Origin of the sequence: Caballeronia sp. LZ003 (assembly GCF_031451465.1) — a bacterium.
GTDB lineage: Bacteria > Pseudomonadota > Gammaproteobacteria > Burkholderiales > Burkholderiaceae > Caballeronia.
This window is the reverse complement of the sequence record NZ_JARUXJ010000001.1, coordinates 787,183-803,252: the sequence shown is the minus strand read 5'-3', so window position 1 is coordinate 803,252 and position 16,070 is coordinate 787,183. Positions and strand designations below refer to the sequence as shown.

13 protein-coding genes are annotated in these 16,070 nt (G+C 63.9%); 5 read left to right on the top strand and 8 right to left on the bottom strand.

All coding sequences use genetic code 11. The features are described from left to right. Nucleotides 1–257 precede the first annotated feature (257 nt). Entirely contained in the window at nt 258–638 is a 381-nt protein-coding gene (locus tag QCE79_RS03725) for an NUDIX hydrolase (protein ID WP_250463896.1), read from the top strand. 281 nt (nt 639–919) lie between these two features. Here QCE79_RS03725 and QCE79_RS03720 read toward each other — a convergent pair whose 3' ends face one another. Next, on the bottom strand, nt 920–2,476 hold the full coding sequence (locus QCE79_RS03720) for a methyl-accepting chemotaxis protein (protein WP_244827379.1): 1,557 nt from the start codon (nt 2,474–2,476) through the stop codon (nt 920–922). Between the two features lie 487 nt (nt 2,477–2,963). Between QCE79_RS03720 and QCE79_RS03715 the strand changes: the two genes are divergently transcribed. From QCE79_RS03715 to QCE79_RS03705, 3 genes are read left to right on the top strand one after another with little or no spacing between them, the layout of a single operon-like run. Further along, the gene (locus tag QCE79_RS03715; RefSeq protein ID WP_309841955.1) at nt 2,964–4,031 is read left to right on the top strand and encodes a Gfo/Idh/MocA family oxidoreductase; all 1,068 of its coding nucleotides are present in this window, start codon (nt 2,964–2,966) and stop codon (nt 4,029–4,031) included. Between the two features lie 17 nt (nt 4,032–4,048). Then, a complete protein-coding gene (locus QCE79_RS03710; RefSeq protein ID WP_309841953.1) occupies nt 4,049–5,818 on the top strand; it encodes an FAD-dependent oxidoreductase in 1,770 nt (589 codons plus the stop codon). 57 nt (nt 5,819–5,875) lie between these two features. Beyond that, a complete protein-coding gene (locus QCE79_RS03705) occupies nt 5,876–7,657 on the top strand; it encodes an FAD-dependent oxidoreductase (RefSeq protein WP_309841952.1) in 1,782 nt (593 codons plus the stop codon). A 4-nt stretch (nt 7,658–7,661) separates the two neighbouring features. On the opposite strand, the gene QCE79_RS03700 is transcribed toward QCE79_RS03705, so the two are convergent. Genes QCE79_RS03700 through QCE79_RS03670 form a run of 7 tightly spaced genes read right to left on the bottom strand, consistent with a single transcriptional unit; the run spans nt 7,662 to nt 15,253 of the window. After that, the gene (locus tag QCE79_RS03700; RefSeq protein WP_284507686.1) at nt 7,662–8,411 is read right to left on the bottom strand and encodes an SDR family NAD(P)-dependent oxidoreductase; all 750 of its coding nucleotides are present in this window, start codon (nt 8,409–8,411) and stop codon (nt 7,662–7,664) included. A gap of 2 nt (nt 8,412–8,413) precedes the next feature. Continuing rightward, complete coding sequence (locus QCE79_RS03695; protein ID WP_309841950.1) at nt 8,414–9,268, bottom strand: TIM barrel protein; 855 nt, start codon at nt 9,266–9,268, stop codon at nt 8,414–8,416. Nucleotides 9,269–9,277: 9 nt separating this feature from the next. After that, on the bottom strand, nt 9,278–10,348 hold the full coding sequence (locus tag QCE79_RS03690) for an ABC transporter substrate-binding protein (RefSeq protein WP_250525549.1): 1,071 nt from the start codon (nt 10,346–10,348) through the stop codon (nt 9,278–9,280). A gap of 30 nt (nt 10,349–10,378) precedes the next feature. Then, complete coding sequence (locus QCE79_RS03685) at nt 10,379–11,125, bottom strand: hypothetical protein (RefSeq protein ID WP_309841948.1); 747 nt, start codon at nt 11,123–11,125, stop codon at nt 10,379–10,381. Continuing rightward, complete coding sequence (locus QCE79_RS03680) at nt 11,122–12,195, bottom strand: ABC transporter ATP-binding protein (protein ID WP_309841946.1); 1,074 nt, start codon at nt 12,193–12,195, stop codon at nt 11,122–11,124. The genes QCE79_RS03685 and QCE79_RS03680 overlap by 4 nt, the downstream gene beginning before the upstream one ends. 38 nt (nt 12,196–12,233) lie before the next feature. Further along, complete coding sequence (locus QCE79_RS03675; protein WP_244827371.1) at nt 12,234–13,964, bottom strand: iron ABC transporter permease; 1,731 nt, start codon at nt 13,962–13,964, stop codon at nt 12,234–12,236. A 23-nt stretch (nt 13,965–13,987) separates the two neighbouring features. Continuing rightward, entirely contained in the window at nt 13,988–15,253 is a 1,266-nt protein-coding gene (locus QCE79_RS03670) for a Gfo/Idh/MocA family oxidoreductase (RefSeq protein WP_309841945.1), read from the bottom strand. Nucleotides 15,254–15,417: 164 nt separating this feature from the next. Here QCE79_RS03670 and QCE79_RS03665 point away from each other — a divergent pair, with 164 nt between their 5' ends. After that, nucleotides 15,418–16,068 carry a DUF4286 family protein gene (locus QCE79_RS03665; RefSeq protein ID WP_309841943.1) on the top strand — a complete coding sequence of 217 codons (651 nt, stop codon included), beginning with the start codon at nt 15,418–15,420 and terminating at the stop codon, nt 16,066–16,068. The last annotated feature ends 2 nt before the right edge of the window (nt 16,069–16,070 follow it).

Below are 16,070 nucleotides of genomic sequence, written 5' to 3'. Positions count from 1 at the left end.
GTCATCGACATTGAAGACGCGCAGGGCACCTACGACGCGCATCTGCTCAATGAAACTTTTGTGTCAAGCCGCCGATTTTCTCATTCGTGTGTTTTTATGAAATCGATCACAAAAGGCCGCTTTCTTGTAATAGCATTAGCGCACGTTTCTGCCCCGTCAGCGGCTCTTCACAGCTGACGCCAAGAGCCGAAGCTATTCGACGACAAAGGTGGATGAGATATGAGCCATCACATCCAAAAGAACAAAGTGGAGTTCAATTGAAGAAGCGCGCCACTGTTATCTGTCGAAAGGGAAAACGCATTCTTCTAGTGGCACGTCGCCAATCGAAATGGGCCCTGCCAGGCGGAATCCTCAAGCGCGGGGAGCATCTCCCTGACGCCGCGCTTCGAGAACTCAAGGAGGAAACACAACTCTCCGGCAAGTCGGCCAAGTATCTCTTCGACTTCAGAGGCAAGCAAAAGCACCATCACGTCTTCTATTGCGATATCTCCGCTCGGGCCAAGCCGCGTCCGAGCAATGAAATTTCGCGATGCCGCTGGGTGAATCTCGAAGACATTCCACGGCTCATGACGAGCACGCCAACGAACGATATCGTGAAGCTCGTCAGTCATAAGCGTAAGAACGGCCGCGGAAAATAAAGCCGAACCGCGACACGGACGAGCTCGTCAATCCCGAAAGACGTCACGCCTCGGCCGCACATCGACCGTGGCACTTCGCTCGGCTTATCGCGCATATCGACCGGCTCATTGGCATGGCGTCGCGTTCGTGGCCTGCCATGCCGATCTCGAGCACTGCAAGCCCTTCAACCATCGCTTCGGCTACTGGCAGGGCGACACCGTGCTGAAGGCGGCGGCGCATACGCGGGCATCGGTCTCATTTACGACCTGCATCGCGCGCGGCCAAGCTGCGAAACCGACACCTACGCGGCCCGCATCGTCCCCATACCATCTCCCCGCAGCTTGAAAATCGCCACCACGTCACGCAACGACCTCGCCTGCTCCGCCAGCGCCTGAGCCGCCGCCGATGCCTGCTCGACCAGCGCGGCGTTTTGCTGCGTCACCTCGTCCATCTGCGTGACGGCCATGTTGACCTGTTCGATGCCCGTGGTCTGTTCCTTCGACGCCGACGAAATCGCGCCGACCACATCGGTCACGCGCTCGACCGAGCCGACGATATCCGCAATGATGCTACCCGCGTCCCGCACGAGCGACGAGCCCGTCTCTACGCGGCCGGCCGACTGCTCGATCAGCTCCTTGATCTCCTTCGCGGCCGTCGCGCTGCGTTGAGCGAGCGAGCGGACTTCCGATGCCACGACCGCAAAACCGCGCCCTTCCTCGCCCGCGCGCGCCGCTTCGACGGCCGCGTTCAGCGCAAGGATGTTCGTCTGGAACGCGATGGCGTCGATCACGGCGATGATCTCGCCCACCTTGCCCGCGCTCTCGGAAATGCCGTGCATGGTCTCGACGACCTTTTCCATCATCTGGCCGCCGCGCGTGGCGGTCTGCGATGCATTCTCCGCAAGCGACGAAGCCGCGACCGCGTTATCCGCGTTCTGACGCACCGTCGCGGTGATCTCTTCCATGCTTGCCGCCGTTTCCTCGAGCGACGCCGCCTGCTCCTCGGTACGCGAAGACAGATTCAGATTGCCCGATGCGATTTCCGCGCTCGCGGTCGCCACACCTTCCGCGTTCTGGCGCACCTTGCTCACGACCGTCGCGAGACTCGTCTGCATATGCTTGAGCGCCACCAGCAATTCGGCGATTTCGTCCTTGCCGTCGGTTTCGAACTCGTGCGAGAGATCGCCCTTCGCCACGGCGCGCGCGCAACCGAGCGCACGGACGAGCGGACCGGACACCGTGCGGCTGAAGAGATATCCGCCGATCAACGAGAGCGCCAGCACGAAGAGCATCAACGTGACGCTGATGAACGACGCTTGCCGCGCGGCGCTATCGGCGTGCGCGGACACTTCGGCGCTATCGGCGGCAATCTTCTGGGCCGCCTGTTCGAGTAGCGCGGCCGGTTCGCGGTCGACGCCCGCTACGGCGTTATCGCCAGCGGACGATTCGAAGCCCGCGGCCTTGAACGCATCGAAGCCGCGCCGGTAGCCATCGCCCATTGCGGCGTGTGCGGAAGCAAAGCGGTCGATCAAATCGCGGCTCTCGCCCGCGGGAAGCGTGCGCTTGAGTTCATCGGCCAGTTTGTGCACGGTCGCTTCGCGAGTCTGGAAAGCCGACCAGTACTTCTGCAGTTTCTCGGGGTCCTTGCCGCGCAAGAGCGTGTCTTTCCACTCCTGCACTTGCAACTTGAAGGCGACCAGCGTCGCGGACACCATGCGTTCGCTCGCGACGTTATCCGCGACCACTGTTCGATAGGTGTCGATGGATTGATTGAGGGCAAAAATACCGTATAACGCGCCCGCGAACATGAAAAAGAGCGCGGCGGCAAAAGCGAGCGGAATCTTGAGGCTGAGCTTCATCGAGAGTCTTCAATTCGAGGGTTTACGCGCAATGTGCGCCGATCGCTTTTTTATCGGCTGTCTCGCGGGAAAACTGAAGGCGATGAAACAGGGAACGCATCACGTTGGCGTCGCTTTACGCACCGATAAAGCGCGCTTCGTCTAGCCACGTCGCGGCGTTCAACGCGTTCAGACTAGCTTCGCGATGCCTTCGGTCGCTGGCCGTCCGTCGATGCTCGCTAAAAGCCGCGTCACCGCCGTTTCGAACTCCAAAGACACCGGCTACGTAGGCTCCGCGACACATTCCGCTTCATCGACGACTCGGTTCGCGAGCCTGTGCGCGAAGCATGGATTGCCTCCGGCATCACGATCCAATTTGGTGTGGAATAAACTTTGAAATTGGAATACTATTCCGAAATAGCTTCGAGTTCGCGGTAACAGGATATTGCGTGCCGTCAAACGCTTCACGCAACACGCGCGGCGCGAGACACCACAACAGGAGACACGAATGAGCAGGACGACCCTCGCCCTCATCGGCGCCGGCGCGATCGGGCGCATGCATGTGGAACGCGCGCGGCTGCATCCCGATTGCGAGATCGTGGCCGTGGCCGATCCGTCGCCGGCGGCCGAAGCGTTCGCACGCGCCGAAGGCCTGCGCTGGTTCGCCGACTACACCGCCATGCTCGACGAGGTCAAACCGCGAGGCGCGATCGTCGCGACGCCGAACGCGACGCACCTGCAAGTCGGACTGGCGTGCATCGAACGGGGCGTCGCGGTGCTGATGGAAAAGCCTATCGCCGATACCGTCGAGCAAGCCGAACAACTGACCCGCGCGGCGTCGCAAGCGCAACTGCCGCTCATCGTCGGACATCATCGGCGGCATAACCCGATCCTGCGGCGCGCGCGCGAGATCGTCCAATCCGGCCGCCTCGGCACGCCGGTTGCGGCCATGGCGCTTGCCACGTTCTATAAACCCGACAGCTACTTCGAGATGGCGTGGCGCCGCGAAAAAGGCGGCGGTCCGGTGCTCATCAACCTGATCCACGACATCGACATCATGCGGTTTCTGCTCGGCGAAGTGATCGAAGTTCAAGCGCAGACATCCAACGCGGTGCGCGGCTTCGAAGTGGAGGACACGGCCGCCGTGCTGCTGCGGTTTGCGAGCGGTGCGCTCGGCACGCTCGCGGTCTCGGATTGCGCGGCATCGCCCTGGAACTGGGATCTCGCGGCGGGCGAAGCGGCGCACTACCCGCGTCAGAACGTCAACACGCATTTTCTGACGGGCACCGATGGATCGCTCACGCTGCCCTTGCTCGATGTCTGGGATTACCGCAGCGGCAAAGGCTGGCATGACCCGCTGACCGTCGAACGAAGCACACCGCATCGCGGCGATCCGTATCACGAGCAGCTGCGGCATTTCTCGGCGGTGATCGACGGCAAGGAAGCGCCGGTCTGTTCAGGCGAGGACGCAACGCGCACGCTCGCGACGACATTCGCGGTGCATCGCGCGGCCGCATCGAGAGCGCCGGTGGCGGTCGCAACAACGGCCGAAGCGAGCATCGGCCGCACGGCATGAGACAGGAGACAAAGCGCATGAATTCGATGACTCAACCCTGGGACGAAGAAGTCGATCTGCTCGTGTTCGGCGCGGGCGCGGGCGGCATGACCGCGGCGCTCGTCGCGCATCACGAAGGTCTGAAGGTGCTCATCTGCGAGAAGACCGACGCGGTCGGCGGCATTACCTCGACCTCCGGCGGCACGACCTGGGTGCCCGGCACGAGCGACAGCGTGCGCGCGGGCGTTCCCGATAAAACCGACGACGCGCGGCGCTTCCTCGCGTCGGTGGTCGGCGATCGCGGCGGCGACGATGCACGCGAGGCGTTCCTGGCGAGCGGCCCGCAGGCCATCGAGGAAATTCAGCGCATCAGCGAGGTCAAATTCGTGGCCGCGGCGGCACATCCCGATTACGTCAGCGGTCCCGGCGCGGCGTTCGGCGGACGCGCGCTCGCGCCCGTGGCCTTCGATGGCCGGCTGCTAGGCGATGACTTCGCCCGCGTAAGGCCGCCGCGCCCCGAGTTCATGGGCTTAGGCGGGATGATGGTCGCGCGCACGGACCTCGATGCGCTGCTCGAACCGTTCGCGTCGAAGAAAAATTTCACACGCACGTTGTCGGTGGTCGGACGTTATGTCGCCGACCGTCTGCGCCACAAGCGAGGCACGAATCTCGTCATGGGCAACGCGCTCGCCGCGCGTCTCTTCTACAGCCTGCGCAAGCAAAACGTGGAAGTGCGTTTCGAGACACCGTTGCTGGAACTCGTCGTCGAGCACGGCATGGTGACGGGCGCCGTGGTCGGACAGAAAGGCGGCTCGAAGAAGCGCATCGGCGCGCGCCGGGGCGTGGTGCTCGCAACGGGCGGCATCACGCGCAACCCGGCGTTGCGCAAGCAGTTGTTCCCCGCTGCCGCACAACCGTTGTCGCTTTCGCCGCAAACGCACACGGGCGATGGCATCGAGCGCGCGCTCGATCTCGATGCGAGGCTCGACGATGGCTGCGAAAGCCCCGGCCTGTGGATGCCCTGCTCCATCCTGCGTCGCGAAGGCAAGCCCGATAGCGTCTGGCCGCACATTCTTCTCGATCGCGCGAAGCCGGGACTCATCGCCGTGAACGCGCGTGGCGAGCGCTTCGTCAACGAATCGGATTCTTATCACGACTTCGTGATGGGCATGCTGCGCGACAATGGCCAGGGCACGAGCGTGCCGGCGCATCTGATCGTCGATGCCGCGTTCCTGCGCGATTACGGCCTCGGACTCGTGATGAAGAAACGCAGCCAGGCGCGCATTGCCAGCTTCGTGAAGGCGGGATATCTCATCAAGGGCGACACGTTGGCCGAACTGGCGACGAAACTCAAGGTCGATGCCAGCGGCTTGGAGCGCACGGTCGCCGCGTACAACCGCGACGCGGCGCGCGGCGAAGACCCGCAATTCAAGCGCGGCGCAAGCGCGATGAACCGCTTCAATGGCGATGCATCGCAGAAACCCAATCCCTGCGTGCGGCCCATCGGCGCGGGACCGTATTACGCCGTCACGGTGTGGCCCGCCGATCTGGCATGCAGCGCGGGGCTGTCCGGCAACGCCGACGGTCAGGTACTCGATAACCACGGCAACGCCATTCCCGGACTCTTCGCATGCGGCAACGACCTCGCATCGATCTTTCGTGGCACTTATCCGGGGCCGGGAACGACGCTCGGACCCGCACTCGTGTTCGGATGGCGTGTCGCGAAATTCGCGGCGCGCGCCGTGCCCGTCGCCGATCCTGAATTCGTGGTCGGGCTGCGGGACATTCCGGTGCGCGTCAGGGTTTGATGCGCTGTCGACGAAACTGAAGCAGCCACAATCGAACACCACGAACCGGCCTGGCACATGAATACTCCGAATCAAATCGACTGCGACCTGCTGGTCGTGGGCTCCGGCGCCTCGGGTCTCGCTGCCGCTGTTACCGCGGCGTGGCACGGGCTCAAGGTGGTCGTCGTCGAGAAGGACGACGTCTTCGGCGGCGCCACGGCATGGTCGGGCGGCTGGATGTGGGTGCCGGGCAATCCGCTCGCACGACGCGCGGGCATCATCGAAGATCCGCAACAGCCGCGCACGTATCTCAGGAACGAGTTGGGAGATCGTTACGATCCCGAACGCGTCGATGCCTTTCTGGACAATTGTCCGCACATGGTCGGCTTCTTTCACGAGCACACCGCGCTCCGGTTCGTGGACGGAAATCAAATTCCCGATGTGCATGGCCACGTCGAAGGCGCCGCGACGCAAGGGCATCAGGTGATCGCGGCGCCCTACGATGCGCGCGAAATCGGTCCGCTCAACAAGCGCCTGCGCAAGACCATGCGCGAAACTTCGTTCATGGGCATGCCGATCATGGCGGGCGCCGACCTCATGGCCTTTCTGAGCATGACACGCTCGTTCGGCTCGTTCATCCACGTGACGAAGCGCTTCACGCGTCATTTGCGCGACCTCGCTTTTCACGGCCGCGCAATGCATCTCGTGAATGGCGTGGCGCTCGTCGGGCGTCTTGCCAAGTCCGCCGACGATCTCGGCGTGACCTTGATGGAGTCCGCGCCCGCCAAGCGTCTGATCGTCGAGGATGGCGCGGTGCATGGTGCTGTCGTATCGACGAAGAGAGGCGAAGTCACGATTCGCGCGGCGAAGGGCGTGGTGCTCGCCGCCGGCGGCTTTCCGAATGACCTCACGCGCCGCAAGGCGCTCTTCCCGCGCACGCCGACAGGCCGCGAGCATCTGGCGCTGCCGCCTGAAAGCTGCTCGGGCGATGGCATCGGCCTGGGTGAATCGGCGGGCGGCTCGCTCGTGACGGATGTCGCTTCGCCCGCCGCATGGGCGCCGGTGTCGCGCGTCACGCATTCGGATGGCAGCATCGGGCACTTTCCGCACATCATCGATCGCGGCAAGCCCGGTGTGATCGGCGTGCTGTCGAACGGCAAGCGCTTCGTCAACGAAGCCGATGGCTATTACGACTACACCGCCGCTATGGTCGCGGGCGCGCCCGACGGTCAGGAAGTCGCGTCATGGCTGATTTGCGATCACCAATTCTTGCGCCGATACGGCCTGGGCTACGTGCGGCCCTTCCCGGTTCCGATGCGCCGCTTCATCCGCAACGGCTATCTGCAACGCGGTTATTCGCTGGAAGAGCTGGCCGCCCGCTGCGGTATCGATTCCGATGCGCTGGTTAAAACCGTCATCGCGTTCAATGACCACGCGCGGCGCGGCGAGGACCCGGAATTCGGACGCGGTTCGACGCCCTATAACCGCAAGATGGGCGACCCGTTGCATCAGGGGCCGAACCCATGTGTGGCGCCTATCGAACACGGTCCGTTCTACGCGGTGAAGGTGTACCCGGGCAGCTTCGGCACCTTCGCGGGATTAAAGACGAACGGCTCGGCGCAAGTGCTCGATTTGCACGACCAGGCGATCGCCGGCCTTTACGCCGTGGGCACGGACATGGCGAGCGTGATGGGCGGATTCTATCCGTCAGGCGGAATCAATCTTGGTCCCGCGATGACCTTCGGCTATGTCGCGGGCCGGTATGCGGCGGGCATTCATCGTTACGAAGACGAAGACGCGGTGCAGGAGGATCTCGTTTTGCCGCTCGACCTGAACCGCGTGCCGACGCCGACGCATTGAAGCGTCAGTAAGTCGCCCGCCCGCCCGATGCATCGAACACCGCGCCTGTGGAAAACGAGCTCTCCTCGCTACTCAACCAGCGAATCAGGGCGGCGATTTCCTGCACGGTGCCGGGACGTCCCATCGGAATCTTGGCTTGCAGCATCTTCATCTGCTCGGGCGGCATCTGCGCGAGCAACTCGCTTTGCACGGATGCCGGCGCAATTGCATTGACGGTGATATTGCGCTGAGCCAGTTCCTTGCCGAGCGACTTCGTAAGGCCGATCACGCCCGCCTTCGAAGCCGAATACGCCGATTGGTTCGCGTTGCCTTCCTTGCCCGCAATCGACGCCATGTTGACCACGCGTCCATAACCGTTTCTGAGCAGATACGGCACGGCCGCCTTGCAGACGATGAACGTTGCGGTCAGGTTCAGCAGCAGCACCTTGTTCCACGCATCGAGCGGCATCTCCCACACCGACGCACTCGATCCGACGATCCCCGCGCTATTGACCACGATATCGAGCTTGCCCGTCTGCGCCACCGCCGCTTCGAGCGCGGCGCGTACTTCATCCTCGTTCGTGACGTCGACGCGTTGCGCAATCGCGCGCTCGCCCAGACGTTCCTGGCACGCGGTGAGCCGCTTCTGGTCGATGTCCCATAGGACCACCGTCGCGCCTTCCGACATCAAGCGCTCCGTGCACGCGAGCCCGATGCCCGATGCAGCGCCCGTCACGAGGGCGACGCGTCCTTCGAATGCCTGGCTGATCGTCATGTTCAACCTCGCTGGCTTGCGCGCCGCGCGAAGAAACGACGCGCGGCATCGGTGCAATGGGCTACCTTGCGTGCATCGGATAAACCGGCATCCGCAGCAACCGGCGTCTCGATCACGAGTTGCGCGTCGGCGGGCAAGCGGTCGAGAATCGCATCGAGCGGAATCACGCCATCGCCTAGATGCAGGCGCGCGGTGCGGGCTTCGTTGGCGAGCCCGTCGAGCGACGGACTTCGTTCGATGGCATCGCACAACTGCACGTAGGCAATACGTTCGGCCGGCACCGCGTCGAGTTCTTCCGGGCGCGCGCCGCTGCGATGAAAATGCAGCACATCGAGGATCACGCCCGCGTTGGCGCGCCCCGCCGCATTCAGCAACTCGAGCGTTTCACCAAGCGTGCGCACGTCGCGATACAGCATGAATTCGACGCCCACATGCAGGCCGTATTCGGCGGCGGCATCGCACAAGCGGCCGAACAGTTCGATGCGTTCCGGCGCCGATAAAAACGCGTCGTTGGTCAGCAGTTCCGTGCCGACCGCCGAGATATGCGTCGCGCCCAGTTCCGCGCCGGTGGCGAGCGCCGCGCGATAAGTGTCGATATCGGCGGCGGGCGAAAGAATGAACGCTTCCACGTCGAACACGCGGATGTCGTTCGCACGGCACGCCGCCTTGATCTCGCGCACCACGTCTGGCCGGCCGATGACTTCGTGCGCGAGCGGCTTGGGCGTCGCCGTGCGCAAAAGCAAGCCGACCTTGCCGAGTCCCGCCGCCGCGGCGGCCTCGATCAGCGCAACGGGCGCGCCGCCCGCCACGGTCAGGTTCGCCACCGACACGTCATGTAAATTCACTTCCTCGATCATCGTTTCTCCTCAACGCGTATTGAAACCGGTGCTCGCCGACCACCACTTGAGGATCGTGTCGCGATCCTTCAGCGCCTGCGGCAAATCGAGCTTGAGCAGCTTGACGTTCGTGAGCGCGGGCAAGCCCTTCGGCGCGGCAACGTCCTTGCGCACCGGATACGCGCCCGCCGCCGCGAGCCGCGTCTGCGTCTCCGCGCTCAATGCGTAATCCAGAAAGAGCTTCGACGCGTTCGGATGCGGCGCCGTCTTGCTGATCGCCACCGCGTTGAACTGCGCCACCGCGCCCGATGCCGGCACTCTCACTTCAACCGGCACGCCTTGCGTGATGAGACCCGTCGCGGCCGTCGTGTTGGTGAAGAAATCGAGCGGACGTTCGCCGGTTTGCAGCTTGGTCGTCATCACGCCCATGGAGGCCACCAGTTCCGCGTTGGTCTTGCGCACGCCCTTGAGGATCGCGCCGCCGGCTTCGGGTCCGTAATGCTGATAAAGACTCGCGATCACCGCGAAGGTCGCGGAAGACGACGCCGGATTCGTCGTCGCCACGAGTCCGTCCCATTCATCCTTCGGCTTCGCGTAGTCCTGCCAGTCGGCGGGAATGGGCGCGGAACCGATCGACTGCTTGTTGTAGGCGAAGAGGCACAACTGGCCGTTGCCGCGCAGATACGTCGTGCCCTGTGCGGGCGTGGCGATGGGCAAGAGCACGCCCTTGTCGCCATACGACACATCGGCGAGCGTGCCCGACGCGCCCGCCGTGATGATGGTGTCCTCGGCCTGATAGAACACGTCCATCACCGGACGTCCCGCCTGCTGTTCGCCGATGAAGCGGTTATAGATCTGCCAGGCGTCGCCGGTCGCGGTCGTCACGTCGATGCCCGGATACTTCGCGGTGAATCCCTTGACGATGATCTGCACCGTGAAGAGATCGCCATACACCACGAGCTTGCCTTCCTTCTTCGCCTCCGCGATCAGCGTGCTGTCGGGCTCGGCGTGCGCGATCAGCGGCGAGATGCCGAGCGCGAGCGCCGCGCTTCCGAGCGAGAGTGTCTGGACGAGGCGGCGCCGTTTTATCGAAGTGGTCATGTTGTCTCCTGATGATTTGTAGTCGTTCGGCTATTTCAGGTCGAAGCGTTCGGTGATGAGCGCGTCGTCGCGACGGAAGTGTTCGAGATGCGCGATCTCGTCATAGTCCAGCCGGTACGCCTGCGCGTAATGCCCGGCTGAACGCACGCGTGCCGCGACGCCGCTTGCCACGAGTTGCTCGCGCACGTCCTCGAGACACGCGGCCAGTTCGTATCGATCGAAACCTTCGAGGATCACCACGCCCACCGCTTCGTTGCCCTCGCGCCCGGCCGGCAATGCTTCGCCGACGCGGATCGGCACGTTCCATTCGGGCGCGGCGAGATGCGCGCCGACCACGGGCGACAAACGCGTGAGGTCATCCACGAGCGCCGCGAGACGCGGCGCATCCTGCCGTGCATCGTCGGCGAAGTCGATCAAGAGCGTCGCCACCGTGCCGCCCGTGCCGCCGCCCGCGCTTGCCAGCACTGAGCAGTGATACGCAATGCGGTCGCGGTAATGCGGGCGCATCTTCAGAAACCAGGCGGTCTCCGTCACCTTGCACTTCGCGTGCTTCTCGTCGGTGAGCACGTCAAGACTCGTCAGCCCGTAAAACGTGAAGAAGCGCGGCATGTCGCCTTGTCCGTCGATACAGCGCCGCGCCCAGCGGATGCCGTCATCGCCGAGATAGGCCATGTGCTCGGGCACGTGGTCGCGCGTGTGCATCAGCGCAAACTCGCGGCCGTAGGCGGGCGGGATGTCGTTCCACATGGTAAAGAGACCGGTGCCGACAGCGATCATTGAAGCTCTCCTCTCATCAGATGCAAATGCTGGGGCGCGACGCTCAGGGTGATTTCATCGCCGTTGGCGTAGCGTTCGAAGCCGGGCGTCACCACGGTCTGATCGCCGAGCGGCGTTTCCACGCGCAACTCGCGCCGGTCGCCGACGAACGAACTTTCACGCACGCGGCCCGGCACGCCCGTGTGCGAGCGCGCCTGCACGCGCCACGCTTCGGGCCGCACCATGCAGAGCGCTTCGTTGCCGTTGGCGGCGCCCGTCACATCGCCCTTCACGACGATCTGCCCGGATTGCGCCACGACTTCCGTTTCGCCCGCGTGCGAACGCAGCGCAACCGGAAAGAGATTGGCCTTGCCGAGAAACTCCGCGACATAGCGCACCGCCGGCCGGAAATACAGTTCCTCGGGCGCGCCGCGCTGCACGATACGTCCGCGATCGAATAGAAAGATTTCATCGGCGAGCGACATGGCTTCTTCCTGATCGTGCGTGACGAACAAGATGGTCGCGCCGATGCGCCGCTGCAGATTGCGAATCTCGTGACGCATCTCCACGCGCAGTTTCGCGTCGAGATTGCTGAGCGGCTCGTCCATCAGGATGAGACGCGGATCGGCCACGAGACAGCGCGCAATCGATACGCGCTGCTGCTGGCCGCCCGAGAGTTGCATCGCGCTGCGATCCACTTGCTGACCGAGCCCCACCGAAGCGAGCGTGTCGCGCACGCGCGTGTCGATGGCCGCGTGCGCCGTGCCGCGCGCCCGCAGCGGCAGCGCGACGTTTTCCATCACGCTCAAATGCGGCCAGATGGCATACGACTGAAACACCATGCCGAGTTCGCGTTTCTCGGGCGGCAGGTCGATGTTGCGCGTCGATGAATACACGGTGCGCCCGTCGATCTCCATCTCGCCGCTCGTCGGCTGCTCCAGCCCGGCGATGCAGCGCAAGGTCGTGGTCTTGCCGCAGCCGCTCGCGCCCAGCAGCACCGTGATGGCGTTCGGGCGGAACTGCACCGTGAGATCGTCGATGGCGTGCACGCCGCCGAAGCGCTTGGTGAGGGACTGAATGGCAACGGTCATGGCGTGGACTCTCGTATCGGGTGATCGTATGGCGCGCGTCAGACAATCGAACTCTCGCGGCGGCGCGTGATGACGGCGACCGCCGCCATGACACCCACGCCCATCATCAGTTGCAGCAGCGAAAGCGCGGCGACTTGCGAGAATTGGCCGATCGACCAGGTATCGAAGCTGAGGATGGAAAGCGTGCGCGTCTCGGCGGTATAAAGCGGCAGCACGATGGAAAGCTCGGACACGAAGATGCTGTAGATCATCACCCAGCTCGAAATCACGCTCGGCATGATGAGCGGCAACGTGATGCGTGACAGCGCGCGCGTCCAGCCGTAGCCCGAGATGCGCGCGCTCTCTTCGAGTTCGGGATGAATCTGCACGAGACTGCTGGAAATGGCGCGCACCGAGTAGCTGATGTAGCGCCCCACCAGCGCGATGATGATGATCCACACCGTGCCGTACACGCCGACCCACTTCGGCATGGCGACCCAGAAGAAGAACACGCCGAGCGCGAAGGCGAGACTCGGCACCGACATCGGCAAAAGGACGATGGCTTCGATCCATTGACGGCCGCGCATCTTCGAGCGCGTCGTGAACCACGACACCGCGACGCCCAGAACCGTCGTCGCGCTCGCCGCGATGATCGTGATGAGAAGGCTGTTGACGAAGGTCGTGCGCACGTCCACCGTGGTCCAGAGAAAGCGCAGGTTGTTCCAGGTGAAGTGTCCCGACCACGCGTAGGTCGAAAACGCCGCCGCCGCGATGATCGCAATCGGCGCGAAGACCGTGAGCGCGAGATAGCACCAGATCGCGGCGGCGATCGCATGACGGCTCGCGCCGAGCTTCATCAGGCGCGGCCTGAATCCCTTGCCGGTGACGGTGACGAAGGAACGGCCGCGCAGCATCCATTGCTGCACGAGATTGGCCGCGACCGAAAGCACCATGAGATAGATCGCCAGCACGGCAACGATGCCCGCATCGGGCGGAAACTGCTGCAATTCGAGGTAGATGCGCGTGGTGACGAGATAAATCTCCTTCGCCATGCCAAGCAGCACAGGCGTGCCGAAGAGCCCGAGACTGATGACGAACGCGAGCACCGCGCCCGACAGAATGGACGGACCGACCACCGGCAGCGTGATGACGCGCATCGTGCGAAAGCGGCTGAGGCCGGCCACTTGCCCGGCTTCCTCGAGACTCGGGTCCATGTTCCGCAGCGCGCCGGCGACGATCATCATCACGTAAGGCGCGATGTAGATGCCCATCACCCAGACGATGCCGAGATACGAGTACACGTTGAACGGCTGGCCGATGCTCATCCACTTCGCCGCCACGTTGAAGATGCCGATGCGCGGCGCGCCGAACAGAATCCACGCAAACGCGCCGATGAACGGCGGAATGAAGATCGGCATGGCGGCGGCGCGTTCGAGAAAGCCGCGCCACGGCACGTTGGTGCGCACGAGACACCACGCGAGCATGACGCCGAGCGCGGTCGCGAGCAGCATGGAACCGAGCGCGATGACGAGCGTGTTGCCCATCGCGATCCAGTAGCTCATATCGCCGAATACCTTGCCGAAAGCGGCAAGCGATGCGCTGGCATGACCATTGTCGATTCGCACGAAGCCGCGCAGGATCAACGCGCCGAGCGGCAGGACGATCAGCACGGCGAGCGCCGCGATGAGCAGCGCGAACATGCCGATCTGGTTCAGACGGCGCGTGGAGACGCCCGCGCGCGCTGCGGGCGCGCGGTCGGCGGCAAGCGGCTGTACGTGATGTGGATTCAAACTTCGCTCCCGAAGTCGACGTGTCAGGACCGGCGGCGCATCTCGTCGATTTCCGCCTGATAGGGTGCGGCCTCGCCATCGATCACTTCGGCGAGGCTCACGCTGCGGCCGAGCCTGCCCGATTCGATCGGCGCATACGCGAGCGCGACATCGGCAAGCGCTTCCTCGCCGGTCACTTCGGGCGCTTTGCCGTGCATCACACAATCGGCGAGTTCGTGAAGCTGAAGCGCGAGAATGCGCTGGTCCACTTCGTCGAAGGCAAACGAATAGGTCCACGGACGCGCATCGCCGAAAAGCGCGGCAGCAACTGGCCCCAGGCGATAGCTCGGCGCGTGCTCGAGAACGCGCGCATCGGCGATGACGGAGCCATCGTCGAGATGAAGCGTGACAGGACGGCCATTGCGGTCGCCCGGCGCCACGATGGAGCCTTTCGAGCCGTGAATGACGCGGCTCTCGCGATGCTCGCCATGTCCCGCGCGATCGTTCACCCACTGGCCGATGGCGCCCGAAGTAAAGCGCAGTTGCGAATACGTGGCGTCGTCGCCGCTCGCTTCGAATTCCGTTGGCATGCCGCCCGGCGCGCGCCACCACTTGTCCGTCTCGGATGCCGAACCGCCTGCGCGCGCGGCCACGCGGCGCGTCTTCTCGTGCAGCCGGCTTTCGCCGTAGACGCTCGCCACGCCGCCCATGTAGAAGCGGATGATGTCCGCGTTGTGCACGCCCGAATCGAGTACCACCATGCCCGATGGCTTTTGATGCCGCCACGGCGTCTGCACCATCACATCGCGCCCGCCGATACTCGTTTCCAGCATCAGGCGCGGCGTGCCGATGGCGCCATCGTCGAGCAGCGCCTTCACGAGCCGGTTGATCGGATCGCGCCGGAAATTTTCCGCGACCGAGAGCACGCGCCCGGCATCCCTCGCCGCATTCACGATCCTGCGGCACTCTGACACCGTGATGCCGAGCGGCTTTTCGCACAGCACGTGAAGGCCGGCCGCGAAGCACTGCAACGCGACGCTCATGTGCGAGCCGGCGTCCGTGGCGATATCGGCGGCGACGATCTCCGGATTCTCGCGCGCCATTTGGCCAATGTCCGCGTACACGGCGGGCCGCGCGCCGAAGAGCGCGGCGGCTTCGTCGGCCATGCTGCGCGCGCTCTCGGCGTTGAGATCGCAGACGGCCGCAAGCTCGATGTTCGCAAGTCCGCTGCGCTTCAGTTGCGCGAGACCGTGCAGATGTCGTCGTCCCATGCCGCTGCAGCCGATTGCGGCGTATCTGATGAAAGCCATGTGTCTCTCTCCGATGCCAGTTCGCTCGATGCAGCCGTCTGATGCAGCCGTCTATGTTCTTAGAAAGCGTATCGATTTTGGAAAGGTATTTCAATCGGTAATTGCATTACGGCAATGACGCGCGCATGCTCGTGTTTCGACGACTTCTTCCACGGGGAACGCTCATGACGACGCGCACGCAGGCCATGGTCGTTATCCGCCACGACGTGGACGCGGACACGGTCGATGAATATCTGCGCTGGCATTCGTTCGAGCATCTGCCAGAACGGCTCGCCCTGCCCGGCTTCCGGCATGCGGAGCGATGGGAACGTATCAGTGGCGACGGGCCGCGCTATCTGTGCGTGATCGACGTCGATTCCGCGCGCGATCTCGAATCGCCGGACTATCTCGCGAGACTCGACGCACCGACCGAGTGGACCCGCAAGCTGATGCCGCATTACCGGAATGTTCAGCGCGCGTTGTGCGAGACGCTCGTGGATGTGGGCGGCGGCCTGGCGCCTTTTCAATGGTGCATGCGCTTCGATCTCGAGCAAGGCGTCGATATCGGCGACACCATTCGCGAGCTTCGCGACGCACATGCGCTCACGCGCGTGCGGCTCGGCCGCGTCCACGAAGCGCTCAGCGGCCGGCAGACCGAGGAAAAGCGCATGCGTGGAACGGAGGATACGGGCGGCTTCGGTCATCTGCTTTTCGCGGGCGCATTGACACGCAATGCGCTGGAATGCGGCGCGGCGGCCATGCAAGACGCGCTCGGAGTATCGGCGGCGGATTGCGACCGCGCGCTCTTCCGGTTTTCCTACGCAAGCACCGCTTAGAA